The sequence below is a fragment of the Brevibacillus sp. NRS-1366 genome, from assembly GCF_050467985.1.
In genome coordinates this window covers 373016-393353 of sequence record NZ_JBITPN010000021.1, presented here as the reverse complement: position 1 = coordinate 393353, position 20338 = coordinate 373016, and the positions used below count along the sequence as shown (strand labels likewise).

The 20338-nt window shown below is 41.3% G+C and carries 14 protein-coding genes and 2 pseudogenes; 11 read left to right on the top strand and 5 right to left on the bottom strand.

The window, feature by feature from the left end:
• Positions 1–189 precede the first annotated feature (189 nt).
• Positions 190–1755: an APC family permease gene (locus ACIFQN_RS16050; RefSeq protein WP_429834038.1), complete on the top strand. Its 1566-nt coding sequence runs from the start codon at positions 190–192 to the stop codon at positions 1753–1755.
• Positions 1756–1791: 36 nt separating this feature from the next.
• On the top strand, positions 1792–3111 hold the full coding sequence (gene argH / locus ACIFQN_RS16045; protein WP_429834037.1) for an argininosuccinate lyase: 1320 nt from the start codon (positions 1792–1794) through the stop codon (positions 3109–3111).
• Between the two features lie 592 nt (positions 3112–3703).
• Here the strand turns inward: argH and ACIFQN_RS16040 are convergent.
• Complete coding sequence (locus ACIFQN_RS16040; protein WP_429834036.1) at positions 3704–4975, bottom strand: helix-turn-helix domain-containing protein; 1272 nt, start codon at positions 4973–4975, stop codon at positions 3704–3706.
• Between the two features lie 383 nt (positions 4976–5358).
• Here ACIFQN_RS16040 and ACIFQN_RS16035 point away from each other — a divergent pair, with 383 nt between their 5' ends.
• The 6 genes from ACIFQN_RS16035 (at position 5359) to ACIFQN_RS16010 (ending at position 13651) form a co-directional block, all read left to right on the top strand.
• Positions 5359–7590, top strand: coding sequence for a B12-binding domain-containing radical SAM protein (locus tag ACIFQN_RS16035; RefSeq protein WP_429834035.1), 2232 nt, complete (start codon positions 5359–5361; stop codon positions 7588–7590).
• Between the two features lie 235 nt (positions 7591–7825).
• Positions 7826–9052: an MFS transporter gene (locus ACIFQN_RS16030; protein WP_429834034.1), complete on the top strand. Its 1227-nt coding sequence runs from the start codon at positions 7826–7828 to the stop codon at positions 9050–9052.
• Positions 9015–10310: a metallopeptidase TldD-related protein gene (locus ACIFQN_RS16025; RefSeq protein ID WP_429834033.1), complete on the top strand. Its 1296-nt coding sequence runs from the start codon at positions 9015–9017 to the stop codon at positions 10308–10310. Before ACIFQN_RS16030 ends, ACIFQN_RS16025 begins: the two co-directional genes overlap by 38 nt.
• Before the next feature lies 1 nt (position 10311).
• Positions 10312–11568: a metallopeptidase TldD-related protein gene (locus ACIFQN_RS16020; RefSeq protein WP_429834032.1), complete on the top strand. Its 1257-nt coding sequence runs from the start codon at positions 10312–10314 to the stop codon at positions 11566–11568.
• 14 nt (positions 11569–11582) lie between these two features.
• A complete protein-coding gene (locus tag ACIFQN_RS16015; protein WP_429834031.1) occupies positions 11583–12176 on the top strand; it encodes a flavoprotein in 594 nt (197 codons plus the stop codon).
• Between the two features lie 95 nt (positions 12177–12271).
• Positions 12272–13651 carry a radical SAM protein gene (locus tag ACIFQN_RS16010; RefSeq protein ID WP_429834030.1) on the top strand — a complete coding sequence of 460 codons (1380 nt, stop codon included), beginning with the start codon at positions 12272–12274 and terminating at the stop codon, positions 13649–13651.
• A gap of 411 nt (positions 13652–14062) precedes the next feature.
• On the opposite strand, the gene ACIFQN_RS16005 is transcribed toward ACIFQN_RS16010, so the two are convergent.
• From ACIFQN_RS16005 to ACIFQN_RS15990, 4 genes and pseudogenes are all read right to left on the bottom strand, one after another.
• Positions 14063–14947 (bottom strand): IS3 family transposase, encoded by an 885-nt coding sequence (locus ACIFQN_RS16005; protein ID WP_429834029.1) that lies wholly within the window; start codon positions 14945–14947, stop codon positions 14063–14065.
• Positions 14848–15210, bottom strand: coding sequence for a transposase (locus ACIFQN_RS16000; protein ID WP_429834028.1), 363 nt, complete (start codon positions 15208–15210; stop codon positions 14848–14850). The genes ACIFQN_RS16005 and ACIFQN_RS16000 overlap by 100 nt, the downstream gene beginning before the upstream one ends.
• Before the next feature lie 119 nt (positions 15211–15329).
• A pseudogene (locus ACIFQN_RS15995) lies at positions 15330–15815 on the bottom strand (SDR family NAD(P)-dependent oxidoreductase); the annotation flags it as partial.
• A gap of 118 nt (positions 15816–15933) precedes the next feature.
• Positions 15934–16314 (bottom strand): hypothetical protein, encoded by a 381-nt coding sequence (locus ACIFQN_RS15990; protein WP_429834027.1) that lies wholly within the window; start codon positions 16312–16314, stop codon positions 15934–15936.
• 447 nt (positions 16315–16761) lie between these two features.
• On the opposite strand from ACIFQN_RS15990, the gene ACIFQN_RS15985 reads away from it, so the two are divergent.
• From ACIFQN_RS15985 to ACIFQN_RS15975, 3 genes and pseudogenes are all read left to right on the top strand, one after another.
• A complete protein-coding gene (locus tag ACIFQN_RS15985) occupies positions 16762–17385 on the top strand; it encodes a hypothetical protein (RefSeq protein WP_429834026.1) in 624 nt (207 codons plus the stop codon).
• A gap of 352 nt (positions 17386–17737) precedes the next feature.
• Positions 17738–17914 (top strand): annotated as a pseudogene (locus ACIFQN_RS15980) (transposase); the annotation flags it as partial.
• Positions 17915–18277: 363 nt separating this feature from the next.
• Positions 18278–20122 (top strand): M14 family metallopeptidase, encoded by a 1845-nt coding sequence (locus ACIFQN_RS15975; RefSeq protein ID WP_429834025.1) that lies wholly within the window; start codon positions 18278–18280, stop codon positions 20120–20122.
• Positions 20123–20338 lie beyond the last annotated feature (216 nt).

Below are 20338 nucleotides of genomic sequence, written 5' to 3'. Positions count from 1 at the left end.
ATTACCCGTTTATTACCCTTAATTGATTTCATCTGATTCAAAGAGCTCATTCAAAAACGAAAAATCAATCTGGATTGAAGGATGCTCTCCGTGTCAAAAAATAAGGAGAAAGGAGAAAGCGTGTTGCCTATTTTCATGATTGTAAAAGGGAAATACCGATAAATACGAAGCGAAGAGAGAGGTACTTTCATGAATCAAGAACAATACTTGAAAAAGAAGATGGGATTTTGGTCTCTTACGGCACTTTCTCTTGGGGGAATTATTGGATCAAGCTGGCTTTTTGGTCCTTGGGCAACAGCGAAATTAGCTGGTCCTGCTGCAATCATATCTTGGCTGATCGGTGCAATCGTCATTACTTTTATCGCTCTCGTTTATGCGGAATTAGGAAGAGTCAAGCCTGAATCAGGTGGTTTAGGTCGCTATCCACTCTATTCGCACGGAAAAATGCTGGCAACAGTGACCAGTTATTCGATTTGGCTTGGGTATTGTGCCACGGCGCCAGTGGAATCGGCAGGAGTGATCCAGTACGCCAATCAGTTCTGGCCCGGACTTTATGATGTTGCCAAAGAGCAGCTTACAACTACAGGCATGTTGGCAGCATGCGTTTTGATGATATTCTTTGTCATTTTTAACTATTTTGGTGTGAAGCTGTTTGCTGTCACGAATACGGTAATTACCGTTATTAAATTCGTAGTACCTGTGCTCACGATTATCGCCTTTTTTATGACGGGTTTTCATACGGAAAACTTTACGAGTCAAGGGTTTGCCCCGAATGGGTATAGCGCAGGCTTAAGCGCAGTATTGACGAGTGGTATTTTCTTTGCTTACACCGGATTTGGAAACGTCATCATGATGAGTGGAGAAGTCGTCAATCCTAGACGGAATATTCCGTTAGCCCTGATTGCCTCGCTTGTCGTTGCAGCGATTATGTATGTACTGCTGCAAGTGGTCTTCATCGGAGCCGTTCCACCGGAGATGCTGGCTAACGGCTGGAGTGGCATTAAGTTTGATTCTCCATTTGCGAATCTCGCTATGATAGCCAATATGGTATGGCTGTCTTGGATCATTACAGCAGATGCTATGGTTTCGCCAACGGGCTCAGCCCTCGCTTATACGGCTGGAACTTCAAGACATGTCTTCGGTATGGCGAAGAGCGGTTTTCTGCCCTCTTACTTCAGCGTGATCAACCCGCGATTTGGTGTGCCGACTCGTGCACTCGCTTTCAACTTCGTTATTGGCTTGCTCTTCTTGTTCCCGTTGAAGAGCTGGACGGCCATCGTCGCCATTGTAGGGGCGATTGGAATCTACAAGTATGCCTCGGCGTGTGTAACCGTAATGGTATTTCGCAAGGTTGGCCTGACGAAAGATAACGGTCTTCCGGGTATGAGTGTGATTGCTCCCTTAGCCTTTGTCTTTGCGACACTTCTCATTTATTGGACGAAATGGAGCAAGGTGCAGCTTGGAATTACAGGCCTCATCATCGGAGTAGGCGCCTATTTAATCATCCATTTCATCAAGAAGCATAAATCAGAAGAAATCCTCGGTGGATTGTATCTGATTGTTTATATTCTCTTGCTTATCGTGATGTCCTATATAGGTAACTTTGGTGGTATGGGCATCCTTCCAGAGCCTTATATGTCTATTCTTGTGGCGATTGTAGGGTTTATCTTCTTCAACTTCGCGGTGTACAACGGCGTATGGTATATGCGTAAAAAGGGGAACATTACAGAGCTTGCGGAAAGTATAACCCAGTAATCGCAAACATTCACATCTATAAAGGAGAACTTGGATATGAAGCTTTGGGGAGGACGTTTTAGAAAAGAAGAAAATAAATTGATGGAGGACTTCAACAGCTCTCTTCATGTTGATAAGAGACTATATGCGGAAGATATTAAAGGGAGCATTGCTCACGTAAATATGCTCATGCAATGTTCCTTGCTCACACAGCAAGAGGGAGAAGACATTGTCCAATCGCTGATTTCGATCCTCGATGATATTGAAAGTGGAGCACTACCGATCGAGGGAAATTATGAAGATATTCATAGTTTTGTGGAAGCGAATCTGACAGAGCGAATTGGAGCAACAGCCAAAAAGCTCCATACAGCACGGAGCCGAAATGACCAGGTTGCTGTCGATATTCGGTTGTATGCGAAAAATAAAGCGCTGGAAGTCATCGAAAATATTGAAGAGCTCCAGAACAGCCTGGAAAAAAAGGCAAAAGAAAACAACGTCATCATGCCAGGCTACACCCATCTCCAGCGTGCGCAAGTCGTTACGTTTCAGCACCATCTCATGGCGTACTACCAGATGCTGAAGCGTGACCAAAGGCGAGTTCAAAATGCGATCGAAATCATGGATGAAAGTCCACTTGGCTGTGGGGCGCTGGCGGGCACGACTCATCTTATCAACAGAGAAATGACTGCAAAAGAGCTGGGATTCACAAAGCCGGTCGATAATTTCCTGGATGGGGTAAGCGACAGGGATTACCTTTTGGAATTAATGTCTGGTTTCTCCATTCTCATGATGCACCTCAGCAGACTGAGTGAAGAGTTGATTTTGTGGAGCAGCCAGGAATTTAAGTTTGTTCAGATCGATGATGCATACTCTACAGGGAGCAGTATCATGCCGCAAAAGAAAAACCCGGATGCGGCGGAGCTCATTCGAGGCAAAACAGGACGTGTTTACGGATCGCTGACATCGCTGTTAACCACGATGAAAGGCTTGCCTTTGGCCTACAATAAAGACATGCAGGAGGACAAGGAGCCATTCTTTGATGCACTTGATACCATACTCTCTTGCTTGAAAATCATGTCCAAAATGATCTCTACGATGAAGGTCAACAGTGAAAACATGAAAAAAGCGGTGAAAGAGGGCTTCCTCAATGCAACAGAGGTTGCTGACTATTTAGTTAGCAAAGGGGTTGCCTTTAGAGATGCCCATAGTATCGTAGGTTCCATCGTCATCTATTGTGAGGATAATCAAAAAGCGATTGAAGAATTGACGCTGGATGAATTGAAGCAGATCAGCTCCTTTATCGATGATGACATCTATGAATTTATTGACTACCAAAATATATTAAACAAAGGGATTAAGGTGGGCTTACTGAGATAATTACTTTGAGCTCACTGAGTCAGAAGAGAATAGTAAAGCCGGTACACCTTTTCATATGGTGAAACCGGCTCTTTTTCAGTTTGGATTGTTTAACGTTTATTTCTTAATAGTCAAATCAGCTCCTCGCTACTAGCCTTATTACTTTTCCCTAGTATGATGTTCGGCGACCTCCAATTCCCTGGGAGTTAGAAGCGAGGCATTTCAGTTAGTCTTTGTCGCTTCTATGCTGTCCATGACAGGCATTCAGATGTCCATATCCATCGTCTATTACAACAATTCAATCCAAATGAAATGAATCGCATCTTACAAACAAACAATTTACGAATAAAAAAAGCCAGTGCGCTTCGGTTGACACACTGGCTGCTGCTGTTTACTTGACAGGTGTATGACTATTAAGCGTAAAAACCGTGTACAAATGAAATCGATTATACGAAAGTCTTATCAATGATTTTGTCGATATTAGAAAAATTGCTACTGATAATCTTTGGCTGACTCCGTTCTGGTTTAGGATCAGGATAGTCTTCCGCAAATACTGGAAAAGCACATAACATACTAATGAGAAATGATACAAGTAAAGAAGATATGAGTTTCTTCATAAATCAATTGTCACTCCGTTCAATTTTTTTCGTGATTCATTGGAAATAGCATAATAATGACTTGATTTTTTGTATTGGTATCTCTGTGAATATAGATCAGCAAGTCTCTCTGAATAAGTGCTGATAAAGTAATACTCACCACCTTTCTGTTGAAAGAATGGAATAGCCTCATTCTCCAAAAAACGAATTAATGTCTCATCTTCAGTCTCCTTTAGTTGATGCAACAAATAAGTAAGTTTGATTCGGTAGTCCTCAAGGTCATGTTCGCCTGCTATTTTTAGACCTTTACGTATCCATTTCATTGCTTCCGTCTTGCGACTACAGAAATGGAGTTCTTTAGAAAGGAAGTAGACGGTATTTACAAATCTCGGGAAATCCTTTTGATTTCTTACTTTTAGACAGTGGAGGTAGTATTCGATTGCCGTTTCATGATCCTTTTTAATTGAATATAGATAGCCAAGGTTATGCAATACGATTCCAGTAGTATGAAGACAATTATTTAATTTTGCAAATTTGAGTGCGCTTAACAAGATGGACTCCGCCTTCTGCAAATCGTGTATACGAATGAGATTAATTCCCAACAGTATCTTACAATCAATGCTACGCATATAATCAGCACTATGGTCAAAATGCCCGATGGCTATTTGAGCGTAGTGAATACTAAACGGAATCTGATACAGACGTGTATAAACTAAAGCAAGTTGATAGTATAGTTCTGGCCGTATTTGTTGGTCCTTTCCTCCCATATTGAGTGCATTGAGTAAGTGTCTTAAAGAAGATTGCATGTCATTAAGTGCGTATTTTAACAATCCTTGAAATTGGTGATATAAATACAACTGTTCAGAGGTGAAAAATTTACTAATTACTTCCAATTTTGAGTAAAGTACCTCAGCTTGACTTAAGTTTTTCACTAGTATTTGAAAACCAAAATCAAGGAGTAAAGCAAATCTTTCAAAAATTGCACTGAATTTTTTATCTTTTAACTTCTGATCTATTTCTATCTTTAGAACTCTTGCGCGACCAACTTCTCGGCTTAGAATCACTTCCTTCCAATTTGTTAACAATGCATCGAAGTCATCATCTACTGTTAAAATATCTAGTTCTGAAATGCCGAGTCTTGAAAATAGTAGGGTGACAACCTCTTGACTCGCTTGAATTTTATTATTCTCTATTTTACTGAGATATGAGATGGAACATATGCCTCTTGCTAAACCTTCTTGGGTGAACCCGTTTTGTATTCTATGTGTATATATAATTTCTCCTAGCACTATGGTCACTTCCTTTATGAAAAATTGAGAAATATTCCCTAACACTACCTACTAATTTTACCATTTTTCAAAATGTTTCCTCAATACCCCTTTTCTACTCAATTTGTTATTATCTGTATAAATCCAAAAACGAAGTGAGGAATGGTAATTTTTATACCTTAATGTATCTAGATTAGGTCATTGAACAAAGTTGCGAAGATACATCCTGATACACTTTTATTTACATAATAAGTATTCAGGATCTAAGGTTAGATTTAAAAATTCAGATAACTAATTAGGAAAATCAATACACAATTCGTAACGTCTTATAAATGGGATAGTTCGTTATTTATTTTAAAACCATAGTGGACCTATTTTTCTTTTTTCGAAAGGAAGATAAAAAAATGTCGACTCTACTTATTTACCCACCGATTTGTGATCCGACATCAGGATACCATAGCTTGTGTTATTTAGAGACGTACGCGAGGACCTGTGGTTTTAATGACATCGACATCGTTGACACCAATATCGAAGCGTTTTTATACACGATCAGGCCAGAACAATTTCAGTCGGTTAGGAAGCACATTGAAAACCGGTATGAAACTTTAAAGGGTAAACACTTATTAAACGGATATGAACAATTAGAGCTTCAATATGCATGGAGACTGCGGTCGCTAGACTTCGACAACTTACCACAAGCTATAGATACCCTAAGAAGTCACGAGGTCTTCTACGATTACAGTAGATATAGATTAGCTGTCCAACTAATAACGAGCTGGATGGATGCTCTCTCCTTATTGGCGTATCCAGGACAATTTAACGGATTTAATTTATCCGTCAGTGCGTTCTTCAATCTACAAAGTTCAGTGGACATCAGTAGCCATGAAATCTGTGAAAAAATAACTGCCCCTTTTGAACCCTATTTCCGAAATGTTCTACTACCTAGAATCCTCGAGTCTGGTTATAAAACAGTAGGGATTAATGTTACATATAATTTTCAGTTGCCTTTTGCCCTTACTATCGGACGTATGATCAGGAATACTTTTCCGAATATTGTGGTTTTATATGGAGGCACGGAAGTATCAGATGTGTGGAAGTATTTGCAGGATAAAAGTAAGTTTTTTTCTATATTTGATTCGGCCGACGCATGTGTGATCGGCGAAGGGGAAGTTGCATTTACCAAATTACTTGGAATGATTTATGAGGGAAAGGGGTTCAGTGTAATTCCTAACGTACATTTTCATCCCAGGCATTCTGTTACAACTGAGCTTCCAAGTATCAATTATTTCAATCTCGCAGAAATGCCTACTCCTGATTATTCCAAGTTGAACTGGAGCCTATATTTATCTCCAGAGCCTTTTGTATATTATTCGCCTTCACGTGGGTGTTATTGGAACAAATGTACATTCTGCGATTATGGATTAAACGGCGATTCTCCAACTAGTCCTTGGCGTCACAACTCTATTGATAAAATAATAGAAGATTTAGAAATATTTTCAAAAAAATATAAATTTGTATACTTTTCTGTGGATGTACTTAGTCCATCGATGTTATTACAGTTAGCTGAAGTTATTATAAAAAAGAAGATAGATATCCGCTGGGGCGCGGAAATTCGATTGGAAAAATATTGGTCAAATGAGCGATGCGAGCTTTTGAAAAATAGTGGGTGTGTAGCTATTTCCGTAGGATTCGAATCAGGTAATCAACGAATATTGAATCTTATTAATAAAGGAACTCAAGTTGAGCGGGTTGAAGAAACTATAAAAAATTTCCATAGTGCAAACATCGGAGTTCAGATAATGGGTTTCACAGGCTTTCCTACAGAAACTCTCGAAGAAGCTATGGAATCAGTCAACTTTTTGAACAAGTTACGTGCTCATTGGACATTTGGGGGCCTAGGAACATTTGCGCTAACACCTGGAGCGATTGTAGCGAAGAAGGAACAGGAATTCAATATTACTGATGTTACCCCTTATGATCAAGAAGATATTGTAAGAAATCTTTATTACAAGGAAAAGGGCGGTAGTAGAACAAACGATGAAAGAGACTTTCTGAAGAAACAAAAAGGCAAGCTAATGCTGACGCAATTCGATCGACCGTGGGTTGGAGGTGTAGACTCTTCGCATTCATTCTTTTATCATGACCGTTTTGGAACAGCTATTCTGCGCGAATTGAATCTTCAGGCAAATCCAATTACTTATGATCAACTGTATATACTAAATGGATATGTGGTTGAGGATATTAAAACCTATCCTATTGAAAAACTCTTAAAAATGTCAGATGTCACTTCCTGGATGGTTAATAGTAAGAGGGAACATAAAAAAGGCTTTCTTTTAAAAGATACAATGAGCATGCTCGAACAACATGTAATAGAGTCTGCTCCAACGGCTTCTCCCAAGCGTTTTCTAATTAGAACGGATGGGAAAATAATCAGTCATGTGGATCAATTTATACAGTTTCTCTACTTTTTTACAAATGAGAAGTCTTTTAGCGACTACCTTAAAGAACATCCGAATGCAGAAGAAGAGTTATACTATCGGCTTCTACGGATTTCTGTAGCAAAAGACTATATTCGATCGGTAGGTTCTTTGAACGTTATTGAAAGATTAGCTTCAGAACAACCCCTGATGACTTAAAGGTTAATATCAAAGCGCCTTGAAAGGAGGTGATACTTATGGAAGATCTGAAAAAAGAGATCGAGGCTTTAGAACTAGATTTGATTGACCTGGCAGACGATGAATTTTTTAACAACACGAACAATACACTGTGCTGATGGCTGTAAACTTGTGTAAGCAAATAGGCTCCCCCTATTTGCTTACACACCTTTTTTAGTGAACATGGTAAAAATCTTTACTGGTTAGGAGTGGCTTTATGAAATTTCGCAACCGAAATATTTTATTAAGTGCTCAATTCTTGTCTGAAATTGGTGACTGGGTAGTTTTTAGTGCTCTTATGTTACAGATTTACAATATTACTCACAGTCCGATTCTGGTAAGTCTTTTAATGGTAAGCCAGAATGTTATGATTATTTTCGCCTCAGGATTCGGAGGAATTATTGCTGATCGTTACAATCCCAAAATGTTGATGATTGTAACAGATATTCTTCGGGCTCTTATGATAATTCTTATTCCCTTTGTTTTTAATACTATTTGGCTAATTTATCCAATATTAATGCTTGTTATTTTATGTTCATGTATATTCAACCCCGCGAAAATGAAAGTAATTCGGAGAATTTCCTCAGACGATGAACTAGCGACAATAAACAGTTATTCATTTGCTATTTCTGGTGTGGTAAAAATACTAGGTTTTCTGTTTGGGGGACTCTTAATTGGATTTTATGGATACAAAATCCCCTATTACCTCGATTCACTGACTTATATCCTCTCTTGTATCATTTTGACCTTTATAAGTTATCCTTATACCAAGATCAGAGCGGAACGACAGCAACAAAGCTCTTTCTATAATGACTTCAAAAGTGGAATTAGTGAATTAAAAGGGATACCGTTTATTCCGAGGCTGATAATTATCTTTACTACAGGTAGCTTTATTATAGGAATGATAGTAACCCAATTAGTGGTATTTAACAGTCAATCTCTAAGTGGGAATGAGTTGACATTTGGTTACTTAAATGGTGCAATCGCAGCTGGAATGATTATAGTTTCAGCGTTTTATTCCAAATACGCAAAAAACTGGGAGCCTTACCTAACTATTATTTTCAGTGCTTTTTTAGGAATTGGTACTTCTCTAATACTTATAACAACGCTTCCGTACCCATATGTACTAGTTGTCATGTTTTTGCTTGGTTTTTTCCAAACTCTCCCTAATTTAGTTGCTTTAACACTTTGTCAAAAAATAGTACCTGAAACTTTTTTAGGTAGATTCTTTGGTGTGCTCAATATTTTTACTACATCATTCTACGTTATAGGGATGCTTCTAGGGGGGACACTTGCTACGTTGTCAGTAACATGGATGTATCGCGGTCTGGGTTTTTTTTCCATCCTAGTTTTTATTATCGCTTTTGTATACCGAGATAAATTTCTTGGGAGGGAAGCAGGCTCCAATGCTAAAGAAACTGCAAGATCTTTTGAGTCGATGTGAATACATGATAGAAGTGATGTGGAAACAAGGTGAATTAATTTATACTGATGCTTCAAATTTTCATATGCCTCGCGTACCTACATATCACCAAGGGGGGAGGCTTATCATTACTGATGGGAATTACGAAGGCAACGCATCATTTGATAGCATCTCTAATTTTTCGATTGCTTTAGAAGAAGCAAAAAGAAAGCTTTCTTCCAGACAGTTTATTACCACGGCTATATTTAACGATCGTATGAGTAGAAAGAAAATTGAGGATAACTATTTGCCTGAACCAATTCCAGATGTCGATACTACCAGTAAATTAGACGAATTATCTGATTATTTACGCTGTATTTCTGACGGTTTATTAGTCTTAAATTCCACAATTGATTCATCTCAATTCTATTACATAAACTCTCGGGGTGGAGAATACGTTCGAAAAGAATACTATTCAAGTATCATCATGGAATTAATTGATTCCAAAAGATTTGATTCAATTAACTCTATATCAGCGAGTTCTTTGGCTCATCATATTGATAGGATCCGCCCGGAGTTAGTGAGTTTGATCACACGAAGGGAAAGGATATCGAAGACGATTCAAGCAGGTGAATACCCAGTTTTGTTCTCTAACTCTGCATCTGGAATATTTGCTCATGAGGTCGTGGGTCACATGTTTGAAGCAGACACTTCTACAGCGCAACGTTTGAAATCCAGAACTGGTGAACAAGTTGGCCCTTCCTTTTTATCAATCGGGGATCATCCAATATACTCCAGTGACGATGAGGGTGTCCCAACAAGTGAAACATGGATGATACGAGAGGGGAGAATTGAACAGTTGTTACACTCGCGTGAAACCGCACGAATTTATGGTGGCGTGTCAAACGGTCATGGAAAAGCAATATACGGTTGGCTGAAGGCAATACCGAGAATGAACCGTACCGTAATACAAAAAGGAGAAGCATCGAGGACCGAGCTAAGAAGCGTATTCAACCGATACATCTTTGTCAAGAAAATTGACAATGCCCATTCCTACTTAGGTAGTTTTGTCTTGCATGTTGGGAACGCTGAACTAATGGAGAACGGTGAGAGTATTTGCCAATTAGGAAAAATAATAATCAGGGGTGATTGCATGGAAGCACTACGTAATATCCTACTGGTTGGAGATCAGATTAAAGAGCATTTTTTTACATGTGCAAAGAGAGGGCAAAACGGATTGAAGGTGTCTTCAGTCTCACCAGAAATCTTAGTTAAGTCATTGTGGATAGGTGCAAGCTGAGATGGGAAATCAACAAGTTTCGACTGAAACATGTTCAATTTGCTTTGAAACTGAAATAATTAATAGCAGTGATTCGGTCCAGTCACCCTTCAAATCAGTTAATAAAATAAACACAATTCGTCTCGTTAATGACGGTAGATTGGGTGTTGCAGTTTCAACTGGCTCCTTTAATTCGGATTTGGTGGCTTTTGCAACGGACTATTCCAAATTTGGTCCAAAGGTACCGAATGATTTTCTGCGTTTTCCCAAACCTTGTCGTCAAAATAATACAAGTGATAGTGATAGAGAACTACTATTTCGTTTATGGTTGAACAATGTAAATAATTTTTTTAATCGTAATGTTTATGAGTATAAATATATAATACGAAAAATAAAGCGGACTTTACAGCTTGCAGTTGATGAGGATCAATTCTTATATTCCGAACATCTCCATATTGAATGCATTTTTCGTTTGCGTTACGAAAGCGGAAGTCATGAAATGATCATAAAGAAATCTTGTATGAATCATTTTCCAGATCCACTGGAATGGTTTAACGTCCAGCCTTGGAGATTCGAGACCTATCATAAGGTTAGAATAGAATCGGGTATATACGAGGTTGTCTTTGCGCCCGAAGCATTCCAAATTCTACTAGATATGTTACTCCATAATTTTTCTGCACAAATGTATCCCGTCAAAGACTTACTGATTACAAAAGAAAGTATAGGGGAAAAAGTATTTTCTTCTGAATTATATATTGAGCACTCATCTGGTTCTGAAATTGACTTTGATGATGAAGGAACTCCCTTTTCAAAACAACCTTTGGTACAGGAAGGTATCCTTAATGGATATTACAACGATCGCTTTCTAAGCGTAAGGCAGGAGGTAAATACTTCTGGTAATGGGTTTAGATGTTTGACTCCCGACTTTGAATTGAAGGAAGGCATTCCTTCTCCGCGCTATCCTTTTGCAAAAGTTAAATGCGGAAATCATGATCTGATGAATGTAATTGAAAATATGAGAAATGGCATTATCATAGAAGAATTATCACGTTCTCACAACTCAGACTTTCTTATTTCTTTTGCACATATTCCTATTCATAAGGCGTTTTATGTAAAAAACGGAAAAGTTGTAGGTGAGTTATGCGGTCACCCAATTCTCTTCTGTATCCTTAAAGATCTGTTTGCGAACATTACTATTGCTTCCGATCGATCTTACTATATCGGAGGTAGAACGCTGCCGTGGGTCTACGCTCAGACTCATATCATGACCAGATTCTAATAACGGAGGATATTATGGAAAATAATGATGGAAGAATAGAGAGACTGTTGATTGGTGCAACAGGTTCAATTGGAATCGTTAATCTGATTCCATACATTGTTGAATGGAAAATGAATAATTGGGTTAAGGATGTTCAGGTGATCCTAACAGAAATGGCAACGTCTTTCATACCACCGTCCACATTTGCATATTTTTGTAATGATGTGCATGTTGAAATGAGAGATTTCAGTGGAGGAAGAATTAAGCATATCGAATTGGCAAGTTGGGCTCAACTATTTCTGATAATGCCGGCATCAGTCAACATCATTGGAAAAGCTGCATGCGGGGTAGCGGACGATTTACTAAGTACAAGTCTAGTAGCCTCATCTTGTCCTACAGTCTTCGTTCCAAATATGAATCCCATTATGTACGCTAAGCCGACAGTTCAAAGGAATTTACACCAACTAGTAAAGGATGGTTATTACGTAATCAAGCCCACTAGACAGAAAGGATTTCAGGCTTCCATTGGGGAGGTCGTGGACACCCTAGGAATACCCCAGCCTCATATAATAATGCAAGAATTATTGAAAATCTTACAGTTGAGTCAAAAAGTTAGTGAGATGAAGTGAAGAGCTTAGTTATAGATTAATAAGTCGGAATGATTTATTCGATTAGACCTTGGGCTTATATGCATAAATCGTACGTAAAGAAAGGGCGTGAAGAGATGGTTCAAAGAATGAAAACGGAAAATTTAACAAGTCAGAACAGTTTACGCTACATTGCTTCGAGATATAATGTTAGGACTTATGATGATCAGGAAAATTTGCTGCTGTATAACAGTTTTACTGGCGAATTTGTCACTATCTTAAAAGATGATTGTGAATTTATAATTAATATTTTAATGAAAGGGACTGACAAGTGTACCGACTTTCGTGTGCAAGAATTGATCCAAAGAGGGTTCTTAGTCGATGAAAAAACCGATCAGATTCAAATAGCTAATTTTCAACAAAAGCAGGCACTTGTCAATAACCGAGTATTAAACTTAATTCTTATGCCTAATGAAGATTGTAATTTTCGTTGCATCTATTGTTATGAATCATTCGCAAAAAACAAGATGGAAGAATCCGTGCAGGAAGGAGTGATCGAATACGTTAAGCGAGAAATTCGGAAGTTTGAACTGTTGCACATCTCATGGTTTGGCGGGGAACCTACGACAGCTCTTGAAATCGTTGAAAAGTTGTCTGTACAGATGATAAAAATATGCAAGGAGAATGGCAAAGCATACACTTCAAATATGACGACAAATGGCTACAATTTGAATTTGGATGTTTTTAAACGTTTATTACGCTTAGGTGTACGCTCTTATCAAATAACCTTTGATGGGACTATAGATGAACATGATCAACATCGCGTCTTGATTGACGGTGGTCCAACATTCGAGAGGATATATTCTAATTTAATGGATATTAAAAACTCTGACTTAAAAGGATTTAAAATCATCATTCGGACAAATGTGGACGAACAAAATAAAAGCAACATGAATCAATATATTAGATTGATGTCCGAATCATTTGGTGGAGACCCCCGCTTTACCAATCATTTTGTTCCTGTACAAAAACTCGGAGGTACTAATGACTCCAATTTGCATTTATGTGATACAAAAGAATTATTACCTTTTATTGACCAGGCTCTCGATGCAGGATTAGATTTTAGTCTTTATCGACAGCTATTTAAACCGCATGGAAGCGTTTGCTATGCTGCCAAACCAAACTCGTTTGTGATCGGTTCAGACGGAATGGTGTATAAATGTACAGTTGCTTTTGACGACGAAAGGAACCATGTCGGCCAGTTAAATAAAGATGGAAAAATGGAGCTATATCATAATCGACTAGCCCTTTGGGTTGCAAATGGAGCTGCTGAAGATGTTACGTGTCAAAGTTGTTACTTTCGCCCATCTTGTCAAGGTGAAGCTTGCCCGTTAGAACGTATTGAAAATGGAAAGACACCTTGTCCTCCTACGAAAAAAAATCTCAAGGGATATTTAAGGGTACTTGCAAAAGAAAAGAATCATGTGGTATTCTCGCATGGCGATGACATCTCTTAATTAGTATTATAGTTTTGGTTGAATTTAATGGGGATAATGGTATATAGATCCTGAGAAAAATATTACAACTTATTTCAGTCTGCTAGTTTTACATATGCTATTTCTTAAAAAATTTTCTTATAAACAGGTCTTTGGGTCATATGAGGTTATTTCTCAGTCGATCCAAAGATATTTTTTTGAGCGAGACAACGGAAAAGCAGAGACAACTGATCGCGAAAGTGGAAGCTGTTTTTATGTAGGAGAACTGATTATTCCACTCCTTACCAACATGGGCACTGGGTGCAAAACAAGCGAAAAAAGGTGTGTAGCTTAATGCTCTCGGCTATGCAGATTTTAAATGGGCACGGGAAAAGAGAGGAGCCATGTCCCATTCTGGTCAAGACCCCAAATTGTGGACATCTAAGAAAAACCCTACCCAATAAGCTGGCACCGGTACTGTACCGGGGTCAGCTTGTTTAACTTTCTTTGTGGTCGGCTGTTGTTGTAAAAATGAATGTATTCTTCAATTCGCCTTTGTGCTTCTTCCACAGATCGAATATGATAGGGATAGAGTGCTTCTGTCTTGAGATGCGAGAAGAAGCTCTCCATCGAGGCATTGTCATAACAATTCCCTCGGCGAGACATGCTGATTTGGGCGCCAACCTTTGGCAGCATGTCGTGGTAATCGTAGGACGTGTACTGGAAGCCCTGATCGCTGTGTACGATCAGTCCGGTCACGTCCTTTTCCTTTTCAAACGCCTTGGTGAAGGTTTGAAGCACGAGTTGTTTATCGTTGCGTAGACTCATGTGGTGTGCCACGATTTCGTTCTGAAACAAGTCCTTAATCACGGAGAGATATAACCATGTATCACCGACCCGGTATTGCGTTACATCTGTCACCCACTTCTGATTGGGGGCATCGGATTCAAACTGTCGCTGTAATAAGTTTTCGGCGACCCGATCGCTTATCGTCGAAACGCTGTGATGACGGTATTTACGGCGCATCCGGGAGCGAAATCCCATCTCCTGCATTAACCGAAGAACCTTTTTATGGTTTATCCATACACCATGGTCTTGTAGGACGAAAAGTTGAACCTGGCGATAGCCGTAGACGCCATTATAGCGTTTGTATGTATCTCGAATCATTTGCTTAAACGCTCCATCCGTATCCATTTTCTTGCGGCTTAAATAAGCGTAAAATCCGCTTCGTGAGACGCCTACTTCTTTGCAGAGAACTGCAACGCTGAAACTTTTCCGGAGTTCATCAATGAGCCGATGCTTGTCTGGTACACCTCCCCCTTCGTAATCGCTAACCACTTTTTTAGGACGGCATTCTCCATCTCCAACCGTTTGATATAACGCTCCTGATCGACGTACTGCTTACGACGTCCCCGTGTATCCAGCAACCCAAACTCGCCTTGCTGCTTGTATTTGCGCATCCATACCTTGAGTCGTCCCATATCTTTAATCCCTAATTCCTGCGCCACTGCTGCCTTCGTCATCCCCTGTAGTCTCATTTCAATAGCCCGTTGCTTTAACTCCGAACTGTACCTTTCATATTTCTTTTCCTTTGTCCCCATTACGAAAAGCACCCCCTAGAATAGAGATCGGCATTGAGAGGTCTATTCTCAATGTCCATTCTAAGGGGTGCACTTCATTCAGGAGGGTGGCTCTTCTTTGTTTGAAAAAGGTCATTTTCCTAAAAGGAAGACGGAATGACGAACGTCGGATTTTGCTGATTCAATATGTCTTCCATCCGCTGTTGTACGGTCTTTTTGTAGGTTGCATCAGTCATAATGTAAAACCGATTATGTTTAATTGCAATAAAGATCAGCTCAGCCACTTCTTCTGGAGAAATTCCTTGTTCAACGCCTGCGCGGATAAATTGGTCAATCGCATTTGCCATGGCCCAGGGGGTCGAGATATCGCCGGGCCTTTTGAATTCGGCAGGGCGATTGCGGTGAGCATCGCATATTTGCGTGCGTACGAATCCGGGGCAGAGAACGGAGACTCCGATGCGTGCGCGAATGATCTTCAACTCGTGGTAGAGGGTTTCTGTCAGGCTGACTAGTGCGTGTTTGCTCACACGGTAGATGCTGTTCCCCGGATCCGATTCAAGACCGGCCTGGGAGGCAGTATTAACGATGTGGCAGTCCGTTTCCTGTTCGAGCATGATCGGGACAAAAACCCGGGTGGCAGTTTGTGGAGGGCATTCCTACCAATTTGTTTTGTCACCGTTTCGTTGTGTTCAATGTACTTTTCCTCCTCAATCATAATTGAATACTGGATTATGTTTAATTTCATTAATCCCCATTTGAAGAATATAATCTAAATTCACCGATTACAGTTTTACCATCAGACTTATACAGTGGAACAGATTTGTAACCGATTGCCTCTATTGATTTTTGGTAGGCAATAGCCTCTTCCGGTGAAGAAACCTTTGGATCCAAATCGGTGGCTTTTACATATCCAACAACGCCATTTTCTCCTGTTGCCGAAATTAAGTCTGGTAAATGTGTTGATTTAGAAGAGTGAGGTACTGGTCCATAGGTTTGTCCTTGTTCGTTGAATGGATAGTTAGAAGCTGAATCTGCGTTTGCTGCATGATTTAAAGTAAATACAGTAGGGATACCAATTATAGTTAGTGCCAATGCGCCCAAAACTGTGATGTTTTTCATCTTCATAATCAACACACGTCCTTTCTTTGATGCTTTTTAACGTTAATACAATGGGTGTCCGGCAGATGCTAAGGTCCCTTCAAAAAAATCTGTCTCCGGTTTCAGCACAAGAAAGTTCAATGTCTCGTTTTAGTCAGTCGGTTATTTTATTAGAAGTACCAAAAAATAATTTTTGCTGGAATGTGGATAAAATTGTATAATCTAACTGATTTTGGTATCGTAACACGATTTTTGAGGGGAATGTTGTCAAATTATAATTATGCTGTTCACGGAAATTTCAAAATTTAAACGTTATATTCTTCCAAATTACACTTCCTCTTATAATTGACGGAAATAACCTGTACAGCGTTTCAAAAAATGATACATTCACCACGAAACACGACACATAATGTTTCTTCTGTGACGTGTTTCGTGGTGAAATATAGGTAATAGAGCATCGTGGATGGTACATAAGTGAGTAAAAACACGTCACGAAAGTTATTGGCGGCCTACGACCCAGTCGAGGATAGCTTGCAAATTTGGAAGGACCGGTATATCCAAACGGTAATTTCTATGGATCGGTCCCGAGAAGTGGAACAAAAAATTGAGTTGCAGCTGCAGCGATTCGTGGATTTCCTCCAGAAGAAGATGGGGCATGACAAAGTAACCACGATTGTACAGCGAACGGTAAAAGAGTGGCTGTCCGACTTGTACCGAGAGGGGAAGGGGTTTGCCCCATCTACGGTGAATCATCATCAAGCCAACTTGTCAAAATTTAAGGGATGGTTAAAGTTTCATGTCCCGCATTTACTACCGATGGATCCAACCAAGAAGATCAAAGCCATGGGGCTGCCAGTACCGGAGCGGCGAGCCTATAACGAGGACCAGGTTTGCTCCTTGAAAAGCGTTTGTGACCGGCTGGAGAGATTCCACCAATTGAAAGGCCGGAAGTGGAAGGGAGTGGATGCGCCTCTAAAAGCCTATGCGTGGCCTAAGCGCGATCGTTCAATTGTGTTTACGCTTCTGTCCACGGGGCTGCGCCGTGAGGAACTGGTAATACTGGATTTGGATCAGCTGCAGCCAAACGATCGCTCGTAAAGTTGGAGGGTGGATTTTAGAGCGCTTTGAATACTTACTATTTAGTAGCCAAATATTTGGATAGTCTCCGTGATTTAGTAGTCATCACTGCTTCCTAGGAAAACATTACATACAAATGGATGAATGTGTAGATCGGCGGCTGAAGGCAAATAGAGAGCAATGAAAAAAGGCACTCCTTATCAGGTGTGCCTTTTTATTGTTTCAAGCCAGATTGACGTGCATGTCGTTGAGCCGGTAGTTCTTTCACGCTACAATCTTTTCATCTTCTCCAGCAAATAGTTGACTGCAAACCGGACGAATGCCCAATTCCCCCCCATAAACACGTCAAAATTACGCTGCCAAAACAAAAGACTGCAAAATATGCCCGTTGCGAGATCAGTGTTTTACTCGATCAAAGCCATACCGAAAAATAAAGAGAGTTCTCTTCCACGAAGTATTAGAGCGTAAAAAAGAACGGGCAAAGACGGAAGATTATCGCAACATCAGGCGACTTCGTAGCATCTGGTGCGAGGGTCATTTGGTACCATGAAACGCGCACACAATTTAGCGAAAACGTACAAGAGGGGCATTTGAAAAGCACTCGAGCACTGCCTCTTTTCAGCGTTGTCTTTAAACATAAAACGAATGATAAAAGCCGGTACATAATAGTTGATAGGACAAAATTTTCGAGTCAAAAAGACAATTGAGGCAAAAAAACCGACAACAAAAGGGTTGGGACAAAAATCCCAACCCTTTTGTCAACACCCCCCTTTAGGGAAAGGGGCTTTTCTAGGTGCAGGACTTCTGTACTGTTCTTTGGATTGTATTTCTATAACGGGAATAAACGGATACCCGTCCTAGTAAGGATGTAATATATTTCTGAAAATTTGGAATTTTAGAGGAGCGATTACAGTTGAAGCGTTGGATTCCCGGACTTCTGGTCACCATTCTCGTGTCACAGGCAGGACTGGTTTCGGCTGCTTCTCCAGCCGGACAGGTGCCATTTTTGAAGCGGCCCTTTATCCCGGCCCAGGCAGCCTTTGAAGTGGATCAGTTTGCCTATCCCGAGACCAAGCCGAAAAAGGCAGGCACTTTCGACATTCAGCACTATCCGCTTTACGATGAGGTATTGTACTGGCTGGAGACGTGGGCGAAGCAATACCCCGGCCTGGTCGAGCTGTATTCCGCCGGGAAGTCGCTCGAAGGCAGGGATATTTGGCAAATCACGATCACCAATAAAAAGACCGGATCTGCTACTGACAAGCCGGCCATGTGGGTGGGGGCAAACCGGCATTCCGGTGAGGTGACTACGCGCGTAGCTGCTCTCCATTTTGCGAATGAGCTCCTGTCCAAGTACGGCAAAGATCCGGAGATTACCCACCTGCTGAATACGCGCACCTTTTACGTCAGGCCTGTAGAGAACCCGGACGGTTCGGAGCTCTACCTGAACACGATTCAAACGAACCGCTCGACCAATCGCCCGGTAGACAATGACGGCGACGGCGTAATGGATGAAGACATCCTCGAGGATCTGGACGGCGACGGGTATTCCCGGCAGATTCGGAAATATGTCGGGATGGGCAATGGCGATTACACGAAAGACCCCGCAGACCCCTCCGGACGATTGATGAAACAGGTAGGCCAGGGGAAAGGCGATTATCTGGTCTTGCCTGAGGGGATTGACAATGACGGGGACGGCAAATACAACGAGGACGGCATCGGCGGCCTGGATCTGCACCGCAATTATCCGGAAAACTGGCGGCCGATGTCCGAAAATACAGGAATGGGCTGGACTCAGGGCGGAGCGGGCGAATACCCGTTATCCGAGCCGGAGATGCGCTCGGTCGTCCTGTTCCTGCTGGAGAATCCCCATATCTCCGTAGTGGAGACGATGGATACGACAGTGCCGATGCATCTGCGTCCGCCATCCACGAGCAAGAGTGAGGAATCGATGTTTCCCGAAGACCTGGCGTACTATCAGCATCTGGACAAAAAAGGACAGGAGCTGACCGGGTATCCGTGGGCGGGCGACGTCTACTACGACTACAACACACGCAGGGGCGGCACCGAAGGGAATCCGCTTTTTGGCCATTCGCCGGACTGGGGCTATTTCCAATACGGGACGATCTGGTACGGCGACGAGCTCTGGGGAAAACAAGAGTACGTCAAGGACTACAACAAGGACGGAAACGTGGACGAGTTGGATCAGCTCTGGATGAACGACCACATGCCTGAATTGAAGGGCAAGCTGTTCCAAAACTGGACTCCTGTCGAACATCCGCAGCTGGGGAGAGTGGAAGTAGGTGGATGGAACCCTAAGTTCTGGAACCAGAATGCGCCTGCCGGCAGCATGTTGAAAACGGCCGTAGAAAAACAGAGCGCGTTTAACCTGGAGCTGGCCAAATCACTGCCGCTGCTCACCATCAAGGGCAGCGAGGTGAAAAAGAATCCGGACGGGACCTCGACCATAAGTGTCACGGTGTCCAACGAAGGCTTTTTGCCGGATGCCTTGAAGCAGGCTTGGCTGGTGAAAGTGGTCCGCAAAGGGACTGCCAGCATCAAACTGGAGGATGGACTGACGCTGGCGGGTGAAGAGGCAGGGCAAACGCAGGATGCCGGTTTCTTCGGCGGGGCGCTGGATGATGGCGAGGAGCGGACGAAGACCTTCTCCTGGACGGTCGAAGGAAAAGGAAAGGCCCAGGTGACAATCCGGTCCACCCGCGGCGGGACGGTAAGTGTGACGGTGCCGATTCCTTAATTGAAAGGCATCCGGTTCAAACAATTGTCGCAACTCAGGCACAGACTCCATTCGTTCATATGATTAAGAATTTAGTCATCGATGAACGGATTAGTTTGGATTTTGACGAGTGGGATGAGGTGAGGACAGATACATAAATATACGTGATTCATCCGGAAAGGCTGATGTCGTGGAAAACGGTGTCAGCTTTTTACGGTTGTAGCTGAGCATTGGTAT

Bases quoted from the DNA above. Each gene is read 5' to 3' on its own strand.
- ACIFQN_RS16050 (WP_429834038.1), top strand. From the start codon at position 190: ATGAATCAAGAACAATACTTGAAAAAGAAGATGGGATTTTGGTCTCTT.
- argH (WP_429834037.1), top strand. From the start codon at position 1,792: ATGAAGCTTTGGGGAGGACGTTTTAGAAAAGAAGAAAATAAATTGATG.
- ACIFQN_RS16035 (WP_429834035.1), top strand. From the start codon at position 5,359: ATGTCGACTCTACTTATTTACCCACCGATTTGTGATCCGACATCAGGA.
- ACIFQN_RS16030 (WP_429834034.1), top strand. From the start codon at position 7,826: ATGAAATTTCGCAACCGAAATATTTTATTAAGTGCTCAATTCTTGTCT.
- ACIFQN_RS16025 (WP_429834033.1), top strand. From the start codon at position 9,015: ATGCTAAAGAAACTGCAAGATCTTTTGAGTCGATGTGAATACATGATA.
- ACIFQN_RS16020 (WP_429834032.1), top strand. From the start codon at position 10,312: ATGGGAAATCAACAAGTTTCGACTGAAACATGTTCAATTTGCTTTGAA.
- ACIFQN_RS16015 (WP_429834031.1), top strand. From the start codon at position 11,583: ATGGAAAATAATGATGGAAGAATAGAGAGACTGTTGATTGGTGCAACA.
- ACIFQN_RS16010 (WP_429834030.1), top strand. From the start codon at position 12,272: ATGGTTCAAAGAATGAAAACGGAAAATTTAACAAGTCAGAACAGTTTA.
- ACIFQN_RS16000 (WP_429834028.1), bottom strand. From the start codon at position 15,210: ATGGGGACAAAGGAAAAGAAATATGAAAGGTACAGTTCGGAGTTAAAG.
- ACIFQN_RS15990 (WP_429834027.1), bottom strand. From the start codon at position 16,314: ATGAAGATGAAAAACATCACAGTTTTGGGCGCATTGGCACTAACTATA.